Annotated in this window: 13 protein-coding genes; all 13 read left to right on the top strand. The window is 45.3% G+C overall.

Translation table 11 applies throughout. The features are described from left to right. Nucleotides 1-36: 36 nt before the first annotated feature. The 13 genes from M72_RS01400 to M72_RS01340 all read left to right on the top strand — a co-directional run bounded on the left by M72_RS01400 (nucleotide 37) and on the right by M72_RS01340 (nucleotide 17,072). Entirely contained in the window at nucleotides 37-1,251 is a 1,215-nt protein-coding gene (locus M72_RS01400; protein WP_055066898.1) for an LL-diaminopimelate aminotransferase, read from the top strand. A 16-nt stretch (nucleotides 1,252-1,267) separates the two neighbouring features. After that, nucleotides 1,268-2,824, top strand: a complete 1,557-nt coding sequence (locus M72_RS01395) for a hypothetical protein (RefSeq protein WP_055066897.1) — start codon at nucleotides 1,268-1,270, stop codon at nucleotides 2,822-2,824. A gap of 109 nt (nucleotides 2,825-2,933) precedes the next feature. Further along, nucleotides 2,934-3,602, top strand: coding sequence for a hypothetical protein (locus tag M72_RS01390; protein WP_022045678.1), 669 nt, complete (start codon nucleotides 2,934-2,936; stop codon nucleotides 3,600-3,602). Between the two features lie 175 nt (nucleotides 3,603-3,777). Next, nucleotides 3,778-4,959, top strand: coding sequence for a MalY/PatB family protein (locus tag M72_RS01385; protein WP_055067121.1), 1,182 nt, complete (start codon nucleotides 3,778-3,780; stop codon nucleotides 4,957-4,959). Between the two features lie 112 nt (nucleotides 4,960-5,071). After that, nucleotides 5,072-5,770, top strand: coding sequence for a response regulator transcription factor (locus M72_RS01380; protein WP_055066896.1), 699 nt, complete (start codon nucleotides 5,072-5,074; stop codon nucleotides 5,768-5,770). After that, the gene (locus M72_RS01375) at nucleotides 5,763-8,297 is read left to right on the top strand and encodes a sensor histidine kinase (RefSeq protein ID WP_055066895.1); all 2,535 of its coding nucleotides are present in this window, start codon (nucleotides 5,763-5,765) and stop codon (nucleotides 8,295-8,297) included. Before M72_RS01380 ends, M72_RS01375 begins: the two co-directional genes overlap by 8 nt. Nucleotides 8,298-8,385: 88 nt before the next feature. Further along, entirely contained in the window at nucleotides 8,386-9,747 is a 1,362-nt protein-coding gene (gene trkA, locus M72_RS01370; protein WP_055066894.1) for a Trk system potassium transporter TrkA, read from the top strand. Between the two features lie 7 nt (nucleotides 9,748-9,754). After that, nucleotides 9,755-11,209, top strand: a complete 1,455-nt coding sequence (locus M72_RS01365) for a TrkH family potassium uptake protein (protein ID WP_055066893.1) — start codon at nucleotides 9,755-9,757, stop codon at nucleotides 11,207-11,209. 77 nt (nucleotides 11,210-11,286) lie between these two features. Beyond that, on the top strand, nucleotides 11,287-12,645 hold the full coding sequence (locus tag M72_RS01360) for an NCS2 family permease (RefSeq protein ID WP_055066892.1): 1,359 nt from the start codon (nucleotides 11,287-11,289) through the stop codon (nucleotides 12,643-12,645). Between the two features lie 87 nt (nucleotides 12,646-12,732). Continuing rightward, a complete protein-coding gene (locus tag M72_RS01355) occupies nucleotides 12,733-13,737 on the top strand; it encodes an ABC transporter substrate-binding protein (protein WP_055066891.1) in 1,005 nt (334 codons plus the stop codon). 24 nt (nucleotides 13,738-13,761) lie between these two features. Further along, nucleotides 13,762-14,703, top strand: a complete 942-nt coding sequence (locus M72_RS01350; RefSeq protein ID WP_242853338.1) for an ABC transporter permease — start codon at nucleotides 13,762-13,764, stop codon at nucleotides 14,701-14,703. 12 nt (nucleotides 14,704-14,715) lie between these two features. Then, on the top strand, nucleotides 14,716-15,510 hold the full coding sequence (locus M72_RS01345) for an ABC transporter ATP-binding protein (RefSeq protein ID WP_172679172.1): 795 nt from the start codon (nucleotides 14,716-14,718) through the stop codon (nucleotides 15,508-15,510). Nucleotides 15,511-15,587: 77 nt separating this feature from the next. After that, nucleotides 15,588-17,072 (top strand): AAA family ATPase, encoded by a 1,485-nt coding sequence (locus M72_RS01340; RefSeq protein ID WP_055066888.1) that lies wholly within the window; start codon nucleotides 15,588-15,590, stop codon nucleotides 17,070-17,072. Nucleotides 17,073-17,193: the final 121 nt, after the last annotated feature.

Here is a 17,193-nt window from a genome sequence, read left to right as displayed (position 1 = left end):
GATACTGATGGAAAATTAGAGAAGGAGAACGAAATTATGTTTCATGTAAATGAGAATTATCAGAAGCTGCCGGGCAGCTATTTATTCAGCACAATTGCAAAAAAAGTAAATGCATATCAGGAGGCAAATCCGGACAAGAACATTATCCGTCTGGGAATCGGTGATGTTACACAGCCACTGGCTCCTGCAATCATTGAGGCTATGCATAAAGCGGTAGATGAGATGGGACATGCCGAGACATTCCACGGCTATGCACCGGATCTGGGATATGAATTTTTGCGCAAGGCAATCGCAGAGAACGATTATGCAGCAAGAGGCTGTGAGGTTGCAGCAGATGAAATTTTTGTGTCTGACGGAGCAAAGAGCGATTCCGGAAATATTCAGGAGATTTTCGGACAGGACAACAAGATTGCGGTCTGTGATCCGGTATACCCGGTTTATGTGGATTCCAACGTTATGGCTGGAAGAACCGGTACTTACGACAAGGAGACCGGCACATGGAGCGATGTCATTTACATGCCATGTACAGCAGAAAATCATTTCGTACCGGAGTTCCCAAAGAAGACACCGGACATGATCTATCTGTGTCTGCCGAATAACCCGACCGGAACAACGCTTACAAAGGATCAGCTGCAGGAATGGGTGGACTATGCCAATAAAGTTGGCGCCGTAATCATTTATGATGCCGCTTATGAAGCTTATATCAGTGAGGACAATGTGGCACATTCCATTTATGAGTGCAAGGGTGCAAGAACCTGCGCTATTGAGCTGCACAGTTTTTCAAAGAATGCAGGATTTACCGGTGTTCGTCTGGGATATACTGTAGTTCCGAAGGATTTAAAGTGCGGGGAAGTTTCTTTGCACGACATGTGGGCAAGACGTCACGGAACCAAATTCAACGGTGCTCCGTACATTGTGCAGCGTGCCGGTGAGGCTGTATATTCTGAGGAAGGAAAAGCACAGTTAAAGGAGCAGGTTGCTTACTATATGAAGAATGCAAAGACAATTAAGGAAGGATTAAAGGATGCCGGATATACCGTATTTGGTGGTGTAAATGCACCATACATCTGGTTAAAGACTCCGGATCAGATGACTTCCTGGGAGTTCTTTGATTATCTGCTGGAGAATGCAAATGTTGTTGGTACTCCGGGATCCGGTTTCGGACCGAGCGGAGAAGGATATTTCCGACTGACGGCATTTGGAAATTATGAAAACACCGTAAAGGCACTGGAGCGTATCAAAGCTCTGTAAAAGAGGGAATATGCGTATGAATCATAACATGAAAAAAAGCGGTCTGGCATTGCTGCTGGCATGCTGCTGTGTTTTTACAGCGGCACCGGTGGCGGTAAAAGCGGACAATGTATCCATTTCCACCAATCAGACACCGACCGGCACATACAGCAGCTATACCAAAGCAGAGGTGCTGAAGACAGATACGGTGGTGTATGATACGCTGTCTACTTCCAATAATGTTCACTTTTATAAGTATACTGCGGAAAAAGCCGGATATTTTACTGTAAATCTTGCACAGACAAGCGGAAAAGGAAAGTGGAATTTTTCCGTATATGATGCGGACAATGGAAATCAGGAACTGGAAACAAAATCTCTGGCGTCCAATTATACTTCAAGAATTTATAATCTCAGACCGGGCAGAAGTGTATATATCAAAGTTGAGCGTGTGAAATCTACGGATATTACCATTTTAGATTATCAGCTGACACAGGATTATCAGTATTCCCTTCAGGTGAAAACAACGGAGAGTGCACAGTGGGAACAGGAAGACAACGATACGCAGGTGGCAGCGACAAGCCTGCAGAACGGCAGCTGGATCAATGGAAGTTCCTACAAAGCATCGGATGTGGACTGGTATGAGTATACCATTCCGGAAAACGGATATTTCACATATGATTTTCAGGGGGAGGGATCTTCCGCACTCTGGAATCTGTATCTGTATGATGAAAATATGAATGAACTGCAGAAAGATACCAATACAAGAACCGTATCCTCCGGTAAATATGTCCTTCCGGTGGGAGCAAAAGTGTATGTGAAAGTTACCTGCTACGGCGTTGGAAACCAGTACAAGATCCGTTCCAATTACTATGCAACGGAAGGCTGGGAAAAGGAATCCAACGATACCATGGCGCTTGCCACGGATCTTACCGCCGGAAAGACACTGCATGGAAGTATCAACAGCAAAAAAGATGTGGATTACTACCGCTACGTTGCCACGGGCAGTGGATATTTCAATTTCAAATTTATAAATGCGGACGGTGGAAACAATCAGTACTGGAAACTTTCCGTATATGATGAGAAAAAGAAGCTGCTTCAGACCGTGGAAACAGAGGATGATCTGCAGATTTCCACTGCAAAGCTCAGTTTCCGGAAAGGCAAAGAGATTTACCTGAAGGTAGAACGGAATATCAATGATTATGCGTGCGGACACGAATACACGGTGACAGTCAATCAGTACAAGGCTGATAACTGGGAACAGGAATACAATGATTCTTTTGCCACAGCTACAACTGTAAAAAAGAATAAGACCTGTAGTGCGAATAATTATGCGGTAAAGGATAAAGATTATTTTGTATATAAGGCTGCAAAGAAGGGAAAGGTGACCATACAAGTAAGCCTTCCTGACAGCGGATACTGGAATGTGTGTGTATATAATCAGAAAAAGAAGCTGGTCAAACAGGAAGATTATGCACAGACCGGACAGAAGTTTACCGTAAAAGCTGCAAAGGGGCAGAAACTCTATGTGATGGTGAAGGCCAGAACAAAATCTGCCGTTGGAAAGACCTATCGTGTCACTGTGAAACAAAAATAAAGCAAACTATAAAGATTCTGTGAAAAGAACCGATATCTATAGTAGATACCAACATAGTTTAACCGGAAACAAATGGAATTGACCGGTAGAATTCAAGGAGGATGAGAGTATGGGTGTAAACACAACAGGTTTGTTAAACACGCAGACAGAGGTATACGCATCCTATAAAAACGATGCGGTGACCAAAAATGAGACGGCTGCAAAGAAGGACTCCACGGCAAAGACGGAAGAAAAAAATGAGAGCGGTGTAGTCTATGATAAATCAGACAGCAGCAAGGACAATAAGAAAGCAACCTATTCGATTAATAAGATGAGCGCTGAGGATCGTGCGGCACTCGTACAGCAGATGAAAGCGGATACACAGTCCAGACAGCAGCAGCTGATCAGCATCGTGCAGAAAATGATGACCGGTCAGGCAGCTACTTCTTCTGTTGCAAACGGAACAAACAGCGATGATATATGGAAGTTCCTTGCAAAAGGAGATTTCACGGTTGATGCAGCAACAAAGGCACAGGCGCAGAAGGATATCTCCGAAGATGGCTATTACGGAGTAAAGCAGACATCAGAGAGATTATTTGATTTTGCAAGTGCCCTTGCTGGAGATGATGTGGAAAAGATGAAGAAGATGCAGACTGCCATGCAGAAGGGATTCAAGCAGGCAACCGGTGCATGGGGCAAAGACCTTCCGGACATCTGCCAGAAGACATTGGATGCTGCAAATCAGAAGTTTGAGGATTATTATAAGTCCAAAGAGAGCACAACAAAGACCGAAGGCTGAAAACAGACTGCTGCAGCCCGGTGATTGTTTACAAAAGAAGGGAAAAAATACCGGAAAAAGAGGTATTTTTTCCCTTCTTTTTCCGTTTCTGATGGTACTGCAATGATTGAAGAAATGATGCAGAAGTGGTATGATAAGGCATTATAGAGAGACAGAAAAAGGAGACCTGATGATTATGAAATATAATTTTGATAAAATACCAAACCGCAGAGGCACAAATTCCCTCAAGTGGGATGTGGATCGCAAAGAACTCCCGATGTGGGTGGCAGATATGGATTTTGAGACGGTGCCGGAAGTACAGGAGGCACTGGTACAGCGCGTGGCGCACGGGGTATATGGATATTCTGTCATCCCGGACGAATGGGCGGACAGCTATGTAAACTGGTGGGAAAAGCGTCATCATTTTCGGATGGACCCAAAGAAGCTGATCTTTACAACGGGAGTAATCCCTGCACTTTCTTCTGCTGTCCGAAAACTGACGACTCCGGCAGAAAATGTGCTGATTCAGACACCTGTCTATAATAATTTCTTCAATTCCATTCGTAATAACGGAAGAAATGTCGTGGAAAACGAACTGCTTTATGATGGAAAAGAATATCGTGTAGACTGGGAAAAACTTGAACAGCAGCTGGCAGATCCGCAGACGACGCTTATGATTTTGTGTAATCCGCAGAATCCGGCAGGAAACATCTGGGATTGTGAGACGCTGGCGCGGATCGGGGCATTATGTAAGCAGTATGATGTCATTGTTGTCTCGGATGAAATTCACTGTGATCTGACAAAACCCGGTACAGAATACATTCCGTTTGCCTCTGTGGATGATACCTGCAGGGACATCAGTGTTACCTGCATTGCGCCGACGAAGACATTTAATCTGGCAGGGCTGCAGACGGCTGCCGTCTATGCAGAAAACTCGATTCTGCATCACAGAATGTGGAGACAGCTCAACACCGACGAAGTAGCAGAACCGAACGCTTTTGCAATTCAGGCAACGATTGCCGCTTTCCAATATGGGGAAGAATGGCTTGATGAACTGCGGGAATATGTGGAAAAGAACAAGCAGTATGTGACGGAATTTCTGCAGGAGAAAATTCCACTCATCCATCCGGTTGCAGGAGATGCTACTTACCTCATGTGGCTGGACTGCCGCAAAATCACGGAGAGTGGCCGGCAGTTTGTAAAATTTATCCGCAAAACCAGCGGTCTGTATGTCAGCGGAGGCAATCAGTATGGCAGGGGAGGCGAAGGATTTTTGCGCGTGAATGTGGCTACCTCCAAGCTGGTTGTTGAAGATGGAATGCAGCGTCTGTATGAGAGCGTTGATGCATGGCTAAAAGAAGAAAAGATATCAAAATAAGAATAATTCCTGATTTTAAGCAAACCTTAAAGGTTTGCCCCATTGGAAATTAAGAAAAAAACCGCTACAATGTATCTATGATTAATCATGAATACGAGGTGGCGGTTTTTTTATGTATAATGTTTTAGTTTGTGACGATGAAAAGGATATTGTTTCTGCTTTGCAGATTTATTTAAAAAGTGAAGGATACCAGGTGTTTTCGGCTTATAACGGAAAGGAAGCCTTAAAAATTATAAACCGGGAGGATATCCAGCTGGTTCTGATGGATATTATGATGCCGGAAATGGACGGGATAGAAGCGATGTGCAAAATCCGTGAAATTTCCAATGTTCCGGTGATCTTACTGACGGCCAAAAGTGAGGATACCGATAAGGTACTCGGACTTACCGTGGGCGCGGACGATTATGTGACGAAACCATTCAATCCGGTGGAACTGCAGGCGAGAGTGAAATCCCAGATCCGGCGGTATATGCTGCTTGGAAGCGGACAGAAGGTGAGGACAAAACTGTCCGCCGGCGGCATCGAGCTGGATGATAAATTAAAGGAAGTCACTCTGGACGGAGAACCTGTCAGTCTGACCAGAACAGAGTACGATATTTTAAAACTTCTGATGGAACATCCGGGGGAAGTATATTCACCGAAACAGATTTATGAGGCCGTGTGGAAGGGCAGCCCGTGCGGCGTCGAAAACACGGTAGCCGTACATATCCGGCACCTTCGGGAAAAACTCGAATATAATCCTGCGGAGCCACGCTATTTAAAAGTCGTATGGGGACGGGGATACAAGATGGAGGATGTAGAAAATGAATGAGAAAAAGGATAAAAAATCCAAAAAGCCGGAATATGTGTCCAAAAACTGGAAATCATCGCAGGGCATCAGATTACTGGCTATGGTACTTGCGATTGTAAGTGGATTTTTGGTGGGCGTGACCAGTGTGGTGACAGTTACATTAGGCATGAACAGTGATTTGCAGGGCTCACAGAAAGACATTGAAAAAACACTGGATACGGAGCTGCTTAGAAGCTATGCGTATTGGATGGGGGATGCGGTTACCGGCATTTCAAAAGAACAGGACGAAGCAGATGCCCTGAAAAAATTTGATGACGGAAATATCGTTTATTCACTTGTAAAAAACAAGCCGAATGGAAAAGAAACCGAACTTGTCTGTGGAAATTACACGGGTACCTCTTTAAATAAGGAAACCGCACTTGCCTGGCTGAAATTTACAGATGAAAATGAGTTTCATACCAATGATCGTTCTTTCTGGGATATGCTGCTTGGAAGAAACAGGGGACAGTACATGCAAAAAGTCAAGCATTATACGCAGGTGGATCATTTTATCTATGATAATGGTGTGATTTATTGTTATGCGGGCGATACCCTGTTTCGGATCAATTCCTTTTCTTTTTACGCGGTTCCAGAGGAGTCGGATCTTGAACCGTATGTGGAATATACTTACCGGGAATCGGACGATGGTGGCAGATATTGCGCGGAAAATGGAGAACAGCTGAAAAAAGGTAAGCTCGAACCGTATTTAAAATCATCCGAACTGCGGTTTGATTTTGATGGGTTAGAGGCAGGTTACTTATGGTCAAAAAAGGATGGAATTTATCCGATCCGGCAGGAATCCATTGCGGATACCTATGCGAAGACAAAGGTATTCCAGTGGCAGGATTTTTCATTTGCATACGAAGATCAACAGGGTCGCATTTATTATAATCCACATCAGGAGAAAGAGGCGACGGAATATACGCTTTATCTTACGGTAGCGGATTCCCTGAAGGGAAGCATAGCTACGGTATCCTCTTTGTTTTCACCGGAAGTCGGTGGTGAAACCCATATCGTGATTGATTCCGGGAAAACACAGTTTTTCCAGAAAGCACATACGCTTGCAGGCGTTGTGGTACAGGTGCGGAAAATTTCGGGATTGTGGTTGTTTTTGAGTGTTCTTGTGTGGGTGTTTTCTCTTGGCATTCTGTTTGCATCGGCAGGATGGAAACGTGGTTCCGATACGGTACAGATTCGATGGATTGACCATATACCATTTGGTATTTATACAGGAATCTCAGGACTTGCGTTTTTGGGCTGCGGTATGGTATGCCTTTATATGGGAGATCTGCTTATGCAGAATGCAGGAATCGTATTCTGTATTTCATTTTTTACAATTGCATTTGCATTGGCAGAACTGATTGTGTATGAATATGTGATCAGTATCATTGCAAGAATCCGCGCAGGAAAATTCTGGCATTATACGCTGTTGCGTCTGCTTTTAAACCCGTTTCGCCGGATAAAAAGAGAACTGCATGAAATCAGACTGGCGCTTTTGGCCAATCTGTCTATGACGGTAAAAGTCACAGCTGTATTTCTTGTGGTCTTCCTCATAGAAGCATTTCTTTTACTGTGTGCCGGAGCGGATGGCGGAATTATCATGGTCTATCTCCTCTGGAAAGTTGTGGAATACGGCGTACTGTTAAAGATTGTGGTGCAGTTTCGACAGATATTCGACGGAGGGGAACGGATTGCAAAAGGTGATTATTCGCATCCGATCCATACAGAAAAAATGATGTATGAGCTGCGCACACATGCGGAAAATTTAAATAATGTACAGACCGGAGTTGCAGCGGCGGTAGAAGAAAAAATGAAGAGTGAGCGGTTTCGTACCGAACTGATCACCAATGTCTCCCATGATATTAAAACACCGCTTACTTCCATTATCAACTATGTGGATCTGATCAAAAAGGAGCCGACAGAGAGTGAAACAATGCGGGAGTACATTGAGGTGCTTGACCGACAGTCCAACCGTCTGAAAAAACTGATTGAGGATCTGATGGAGGCATCCAAAGCATCTACCGGAAATCTTCCGGTGAATCCGGAAGTATGTGATGCAACGGTCGTTCTGACACAGATTGTCGGGGAATTTTCAGAAAAGGCAGAGGCAAATCAGCTGGAGATGGTTGTAGAATGTCCGCAACCACCCGTTGAAATCTATGTGGATGGCAGACATTTGTGGCGGATCATTGACAACCTGATGGGAAATATATGTAAGTATGCACAGCCGGGAACACGTGTGTATGTTACGCTGGAAAAATTTCACGGAATGGTGATTATGACCTTCCGCAATATTTCGAAGGATCGACTGAAAATGACCAGCGAGGAACTTTTCGGAAGATTTGTCCGTGGAGACAGTTCCCGGAATACGGAAGGACACGGACTGGGGCTTTCTATCGCAAAAAGCCTGACCGAGCTGATGCATGGAAATCTTGCGGTGCAGATGGACGGCGATCTGTTTAAAGTAATTCTCAGTTTTGAGGAATATCAGGAGGATAAGAAGCAGTAAAGACCAAAAACTCCTCGGTTGTATTTCTATATGCCATGTGCTATAATGTGGGACGTCTAAATACAGAATATAAACGGAGGACAAATCTGTGAAAATAATAATCGCCGGTGATGGCAAGGTCGGACTCACGCTGACGCAGAAGCTTTCTGCGGCAGGACATGACCTGACTTTGATCGATTCGAACCAGCGTGTGCTGGATTCGAGTGTGGAGCGTTACGATGTTATGGGGGTACAGGGAAACTGTGCCTCCATGCGCGTGTTGGAGAGTGCGGATGTGAAAAAGGCGGATCTGCTCATTGCAGCCACCAGTTCGGATGAAGTCAATCTGCTCTGTGGTATGACTGCCCATGGTCTGAATCCGAGAATTCACACCATTGCAAGAATCCGCAATCCCGAATACGGCAAGCAGATTTTTACCATGCGGGATGTCTATTCCCTTTCGCTTATGGTGAATCCGGAAAAACAGGCGGCGCGCGAGATTGAACGGCTGATTCGCTATCCGGGCTTCCTGCAGAGGGAAACATTTGCAAAAAGCCGTGTGGAAATCGTGGAGCTGCGGATTCAAAAAGGCAGTAAACTCTGCGATGTGGCACTGATGAATCTGGAAAATGTTGTCAAATGCAAGGTGCTTGTCTGCGCAGTGAGCCGCGGAGGGGTTGTGGAGATTCCATCCGGACATTTTATTCTCCGGGAGGGGGATCATCTGTTTATTACGGCAACTGCTGAGATGCTGACACAGCTTCTGCGCAATCTTGGCATTATCACGCACAAGGCAAAGCGTGTAATTATCTGCGGTGGCGGAAGAATCGGTTATTATCTGTCGACCTGGCTGGCAAAAGAAGGTGTCAGTGTGCTGCTGATTGAGCAGGATGAAGCGCGCTGTGAAGAATTATCCGGCAAACTTCCACCGGAAGTATGTATCATACACGGGGATGCCAGCAGTCAGTTTCTGCTTGAAAGTGAAGGCATCCATGATTGTGACGCCGTTGTAACCATGACCGGCATGGATGAAATGAATATGATTATTTCGCTGTATGCGCAGACCTGTGGAGTGCCACAGGTGATCACGAAAGTCGGTCATATGGAAAATAACAGTATGCAGGACAGTCTGGGACTTGGCAGTGTGATCTGCCCGAAAGAACTCTGCTGCAATACGATTGTCCGTTATGTCCGTGCCATGCAGAATACAACAGGTGCAGCACTGACACTGCACAATATTGCAGAAGGACAGGCAGAGGCATTGGAGTTTGTCGTAGATGCCGACACAAAACATATCGGGGAACCATTGCGTAATATCCGCCTGAAACGCAATATACTGATCGCATGTATCAGCCATGGAAGTAAAACGGAGATTCCAAACGGAGATTCCATGTATGAGGCTGGAAATTCCGTGATTATCGTTGCAAAGGGCGGGATGACACTTTTGCAGCTGAATGATATTTTCGAATGAGGATGCTATGAATTATAAAATGATGGGAAAATTTCTTTCCCAGATCTTAATTGTGGAAGCAGGGTTTATGGTTCCGGCACTTTTGATCAGTCTGTATACCGGAAGCCGGGCAGCAGTTTACGGGTTTGGGCTGTCCATTCTGATCACTGCCGGAGTCGGTGCCTTAATGTATTATTTTTGCAGAAATTCCACCCGTCGTTTTTTTGCGAGGGAAGGGATGGTCTGCGTAGCCGGAAGCTGGATTGCAATCAGTTTTTTCGGGTGTCTGCCATTTGTTTTTTCCAGGGAAATTCCAAACTTTGTCGATGCCCTGTTTGAAATTGTATCGGGATTTACAACCACAGGTTCTTCGATTCTGGGAGATGTGGAAGCACTTTCTCCCGGAATTATGTACTGGCGGAGTTTCAGCCACTGGCTGGGTGGCATGGGGGTACTTGTATTTCTTCTGGCACTTTCTCCGAACGGAGAGAGAGGCAAAGGGTATACCATGCATCTGCTGCGTGCGGAGAGTCCGGGACCGAATGTGAACAAGCTGGTGCCGAAAATGCGTACAACAGCAAGAATTTTGTATGTCATATACATGGTGCTGACATTCATCAATTTCCTGTTTCTCCTGTTGGGAAAAATGCCGGTTTTTGATGCCGTATGTACCGCTTTTGGAACGGCCGGCACAGGTGGATTCGGAATTCGGAATGACAGTATTGCAGGATACAGCCCATATATACAGAATGTATGTACGGTCTTCATGTTTTTGTTTGGAATCAACTTCAGCTGTTATTATCTGCTTTTAGTCCGGCATGTAAAGGAAGTGCTCAAAGATCAGGAACTGCGGCTGTATATCATCATATTTGTAGTCAGTATTCTTTTAATTACGTTCAATGTCCGGGGACTGTACGGCTCCTGGGAAGAGACCATCCGCCATGCGGCATTTCAGGTTTCCTCTATCATGACGACGACCGGGTTTGCAAGCACGGACTTTGATTTGTGGCCCGGATTTTCGAAGGCACTGTTGCTGTGCCTGATGTTTGTCGGTGCCTGTGCAGGCAGTACGGCAGGAGGGCTTAAGATGGGAAGGCTTCTTCTGATTCTGAAAAACCTGCGCAGAAATATCCGCAGAATTTTAAGCCCGCAGCGTGTGGAAGTTGTGCGCATGAATGGAAACCGGATCGGGGAGGATGTATTAAATAATACAAATACCTATCTGGCGGCTTACGGTGTGATTTTAGTCGGAAGTTTTCTTTTGATTTCTATTGATGGACTGTCCATGACAACAAATGTGTCTGCGGTTGCTGCGTGCTTTAACAATATCGGACCGGGATTTGATGTGGTGGGACCTACCTGTAATTTTTCGGTGTATTCCTGGTTTTCCAAACTTGTGCTGATTTTTGACATGCTGGCCGGAAGACTGGAAATTTTCCCGATGCTTGTTCTCTTTTCAAGAAGTACCTGGAGACATAAATAATTGAATGGATTTCTCAATTATTTTATGATAAAATAGTAGGGTGCTTTTACACAACAATAAAATATGGAGGAGAGAACATGTTAGAGAAAATGTTTAAGCTCAAAGAGAACAATACCACAGCGAAAACAGAAGTGATCGCCGGTATTACGACGTTTATGACCATGGCGTATATCCTGGCTGTAAACCCGAACCTGCTTTCACGGGCAGGAATGGATCCGACAGCAGTGCTGATTGCAACCTGTCTGGCATCCTTTATCGGTACGTTTGCAATGGCACTCCTTGCAAATTATCCGTTTGCACTTGCACCGGGTATGGGACTGAATGCATATTTTGCATTTACCGTATGCGGAAATATGGGATATTCCTGGAAAGTAGCCCTGATGGCAGTATTCTTCGAAGGTATTATCTTTATTATCCTTTCTCTTACCAATGTGCGTGAGGCAATTTTCAATGCCATTCCGACCACATTAAAGAAAGGTGTGAGCGCCGGCATTGGTCTGTTCATCGCGTTTATCGGATTGCAGGGTGGACATATTGTTGTAAACAACGATTCCACATTGTTATCTTATGTAAATTTCAGGGATAACTGGCATACCGAAGGAATCTGTGCAGTACTTGCACTGATCGGTCTGCTTCTTACTGCAATTTTATACATCAAAAAAGTCAAGGGATCGATCCTGATTGGTATTCTGGCTACCTGGATTCTCGGAATGATCTGTCAGGCAGCAGGAATCTATCATATTGATGCAGACGCAGGATTTTATTCCCTGTATCCGGCATTTGCCATGACAGATTTTTCAAAGATTGGTGAGACGTTCGGACAGTGTTTTACGGCAGATTTCCATGGAGTCGGAATTATGAACTTCATCGTAGTCATGTTGTCTTTCCTGTTTGTAGATATGTTTGATACGATCGGAACACTGATCGGTGTATCGGATAAGGCTGGCATGTTAGATGAAGATGGAAAACTTCCGAACGTAAAGCAGGCACTGATGGCAGATGCCATTGCTACTTCTGCTGGTGCGATCCTTGGTACCTCTACAACGACAACATTCGTAGAGAGTTCTGCAGGTGTCGGGGCAGGTGCCAGAACAGGTCTTGCATCCATCGTTACAGGATTATTATTCCTGCTTGCAATTTTCTTTGCACCAATCTTTACGGCAATTCCGGGCTTTGCAACAGCACCGGCGCTGATCTTTGTCGGGTTCCTGATGGTATCCGCAATTGTAAAGGTTGATTTCGAGGATCTGACAGATGCAGTTCCTGCATATCTGTGCCTCATTGCGATGCCTTTAATGTACAGTATCGCAGAGGGTATTGCCATTGGTGTAATCTCTTTTGTACTGATCAATCTGATCTGTGGCAAGCGTAAGAAGATTACTCCACTGATGTATATCCTTGCAGTACTTTTTATCTGCAAATATATTTTCCTGTAATTACGCAGTGGACGAGCCGCTTTCCAGTAGGACGGGAAGCGGCTTAAAGTCTATCTGACTATATAAAATATAAATGGAGGAACAACTATGAAAAAATTAAACAAGGCAATGTCGGTTGCTGTGGCAGCAGCCATGATGGTATCCCTGGGCGCCTGTGGAAATTCCGCAGATGCAGCAAAAGACGGGACACAGAGTGCAGGTGCATCCGGTAAAGTATATAACATCGGAATCTGCCAGCAGCTGGAGCATCCGGCACTGGATCAGGCAACACAGGGATTTGAGGATGTCTTAAAGGAAAAGCTGGGAGACAATGTAAAATTTGATCTCCAGAATGCACAGAACGAGCAGGCAAATGCTTCTACAATTGCAAATAATTTCGTATCTGCCAATGTGGATCTGATTCTTGCAAATGCAACCACTGCTTTACAGGCATGTGCAGCAGCGACAACCGATATTCCGATTCTGGGAACTTCCGTTACCGATTATGCAACGGCTTTGGAGATCAGTGACTGGAGTGGTACAACCGGAAGAAATATCTCCGGTACATCCGATCTGGCTCCGCTTGATCAGCAGGAGGATATGCTCGTAGAGCTCTATCCGGATGCAAAGCATGTCGCAATACTTTACTGCTCTGCAGAGGCAAACTCCAAATATCAGGCAACCGAGTTTGAAAAATACCTGGATGAGGACGGTATCAGCTACAAAGAGTTTACCGCTTCCGATTCCAATGATATCGGTTCTGTGGTACAGAGTGCAACCGAGTATGCAGATGTTATTTACATTCCGACAGACAATACCATGGCACAGAACACAGAAGCAATCAACAATATCGCACTTCCGGCAGGAACTCCGATTATTGCCGGAGAGGAAGGTATCTGTAAAGGATGCGGAGTGGCAACGCTTTCCATCAGTTATTATGACATCGGAAAAAAGGCCGGTGAAATGGCATATGACATTTTAGTAAACGGTGCGGATATTACAACCATGAAGATTGAGACTGCACCGAACGTAACCAAAGAATACAACAAAGATATCTGTGATCAGCTGGGCGTTAAAATTCCGGATGATTACAAGGCTATCGAGGCTGAATAATTAAGGGGGATGGGTATCGTGTTAATATCTGCTTATTTTGCTTCCTTAAGTCCGCTGGCGCTGTTTCGTGCGCTGCCGGGCTCCATTGCACAGGGTCTGATCTGGGGCCTTCTGGCATTGGGAGTATATATTACATACAAACTTCTGGATTTTGCGGATCTGTCGGTGGACGGTTCTTTTGCAACCGGCGGAGCTGTGGCGGTTATGCTGATCCGCAGTGATATGAATCCGTGGGTTTCCCTTATTTTTGCATTTGCTGCAGGAATGCTTGCGGGAATGGTCACAGGTCTTCTGCACACCAAACTGGGAATTCCTCCAATTCTTGCCGGAATTTTAACGCAGATTGCACTGTACTCCATCAATCTGAATATTATGGGACAGTCCAATCAGGCGATCAGTGTGGATAAATATTCCCTTGCGGTATCGCTTCGTTATGTATCCGGTGATACAGCAGCAAAAATTAAAGTATTTACCACCTGTATCCTGTTTGGGGTAGTGATCGTGGCGATTCTTTACTGGTATTTCGGAACCGAGCAGGGGCATGCCATCCGGGCAACCGGATGTAACCCGCAGATGGCGCGTGCACAGGGAATCAATACCAGCTTCTGTAAGGTACTGGCACTGATGATTTCCAACGGACTCGTTGGTCTGTCCGGTGCACTTTATGCACAGTATCAGGGTGCAGCGGATGTCAATATGGGACGAGGCGCAATCGTTATCGGTCTGGCTGCCGTTATTATCGGAGATGTACTGTTTGGAAAACTGTGTGCAGGAAAGAAACTGGCATTTGCATATACGCTGTTTTCCGTGATCGTTGGAGCGATCATTTACTACCTTGTGCTGAGCATCATTTTGTGGCTGAAATTCCCATCGGATGATCTGAAACTGTTCTCAGCAATCGTGGTAGCAATTTTCCTTGCGATTCCATATCTGAAGAATAAGAAAAAAGCAACAAGGGGGCTGTAACCGATGAGTGAGATGTTAAAAATTGAAAATATCCGGAAAGTATTCAATCCGGGTACGATAAATGAAAAAGTGGCTCTGGACGGTGTCAACCTGACACTTGAGGAAGGCGAATTTGTCACAGTGATCGGTGGAAACGGTGCAGGAAAATCGACAACACTGAATGCCGTAGCCGGTGTATGGCCGGTAGATTCCGGAAAAATCTATATCGGCGGCGAGGATGTGACAAAGTTATCCGAGCATCGCAGGGCACAATATCTGGGACGTGTGTTCCAGGACCCGATGACCGGTACGGCTACCACAATGTCCATTGAGGAAAATATGGCAATTGCAGCAAGACGTGGAAAATCCAGGGGATTGCGATGGGGAATTACCAAAGCGGAACGCGAGAAATACCGCCAAATGCTTTCCACCCTGCATCTTGGACTGGAAGATCGCCTGACATCAAAAGTCGGTCTGTTATCCGGTGGACAGCGTCAGGCAATCACGCTTCTGATGGCTTCCATCCAGAAACCGAAGCTTCTGCTTCTCGATGAGCATACGGCTGCGCTGGATCCAAAGACTGCCGCAAAGGTACTTGAGATTTCGGATCAGATCATTTCAGAGAATCATCTGACGGCCATGATGGTAACACACAATATGAAGGATGCGATTGCCCATGGAAACCGTCTGATTATGATGCATGAAGGAAAAGTTATTTTAAATATCGCAGGTGAAGACAAAAAGAAACTTACGGTCGGAGATCTGCTGCATCAGTTTGAAAAAGTAAGCGGTGAGGAATTTGCAAGTGATAAAGCACTGCTTTCGTAGAAAATAACAGAATTGTTTATGCATGATAAGGGTCAAAACTGTTTTTGACCCTTAAATCATGTAGAAGGGAGATAGATATGCCTGTATTTGATTTCAGCAATACAACGGAAGAAAAGAAAGCCTGTGAGTGTACCTATACAACATTTCAGTCGAATGAAAACACTGCAAGTGCAAAATATCCGATTCTGGTTTTAGATAATACGGCAAAGCAGTGGAAATATCATTCCTGCGGAGTGTTCACGAACCAGACAAAGCGCACAGCATTTGAGTTTACCCAGGAAGACGGAACTGTATGTGCGGATATTTTGCGGGTGGATGCCCGTTTTGTCAATCTGCTTCGCTGGCTGGGGGAAAACCACATTAATGTCCGGCTGTCTGGAGAGAACACACCGGATGGATATGCCGTGTATAAGATCCGTGAAATTGCCTTTGGCGGTGGAAAAAAGCTTTCCGCGGAAGATGGCTTTTTACAGTTTATGATGGAGCGTCTGTTTGCCAGCAGTGCACCGAGTGAGGAAGCGGTGGATGAGGAGCAGGAGGAAGACGGCGATGATATGAAGCTCACCAGTATTCAGAGCATCACCGATTTTATGACCTGCGCAGGACGGACCATGCCGGATAACATCCGGTTGTGGGCACGCCGGAATTTAGCAGTGGCACGTTCCAATGAAGTGTCTCCGGAAGAGCGGCGTCATGCACAGCGTGCACTTTCCATCATGATGAATATCCAGTGGAAAAACAATTATTTCGAGGCCATTGATCCCAAGGAAGCCCGTCGGATTTTAGATGAGGAACTGTATGGCATGGAGCGTGTAAAGCAAAGAATCATCGAGACGATCATTCAGATCAACCGCACACATACACTTCCGGCATACGGACTGCTTCTGGTGGGACCGGCAGGAACCGGAAAATCGCAGATTGCCTATGCAGTTGCCCGTATTTTAAAACTTCCGTGGACAACTCTTGATATGAGTTCCATCAATGATCCGGAACAGCTGACCGGAAGTTCGAGAATTTATGCCAATGCAAAGCCGGGGATCATCATGGATGCATTTGCCATGGCAGGAGAGTCAAGCCTGGTATTTATTATCAATGAGCTGGATAAGGCAGCTTCTGGAAAAGGAAACGGAAATCCGGCAGATGTCTTACTGACACTTCTGGATAATCTGGGATTTACAGATAACTATATCGAGTGTATGATCCCGACATCCGGTGTTTATCCGATTGCCACAGCAAACGATAAGGAGCAGATCAGCGCTCCGATTCTGTCCCGTTTTGCGGTAATTGATATCCCGGATTATACGTTTGAGGAAAAGAAGATTATCTTCTCAAAATTTGCACTGCCTAAGGTATTAAAGCGCATGAGCTTAAAGGAAGAGGAATGTATCATCACAGATGAGGCATTAAATACAATCGTGGATCTGTATTCGGGTACCAGTGGTATCCGTGATTTAGAGCAGGCGGCAGAACATATTGCTGCAAATGCGCTGTATCAGATTGAGGTGGATCATCTGAAATCTGTTACCTTTGATGCTGAGATGGTGAGAAAACTCCTCATTTAAATGGCTGGTTAACTGCAAGGTCCGGGGCCTGGAGAGTTTAAAGGGACGGATTTGCGGGGGGTTTAAAGATAGGTTTTCTCGATGGGACGGAAGAAGGGAGATATTCTCTTTCTACAGAAAA

The organism is Roseburia faecis (genome assembly GCF_001406815.1).
Lineage (GTDB): Bacteria > Bacillota > Clostridia > Lachnospirales > Lachnospiraceae > Roseburia > Roseburia faecis.
This window is presented reverse-complemented; position numbering and strand designations above follow the sequence as displayed.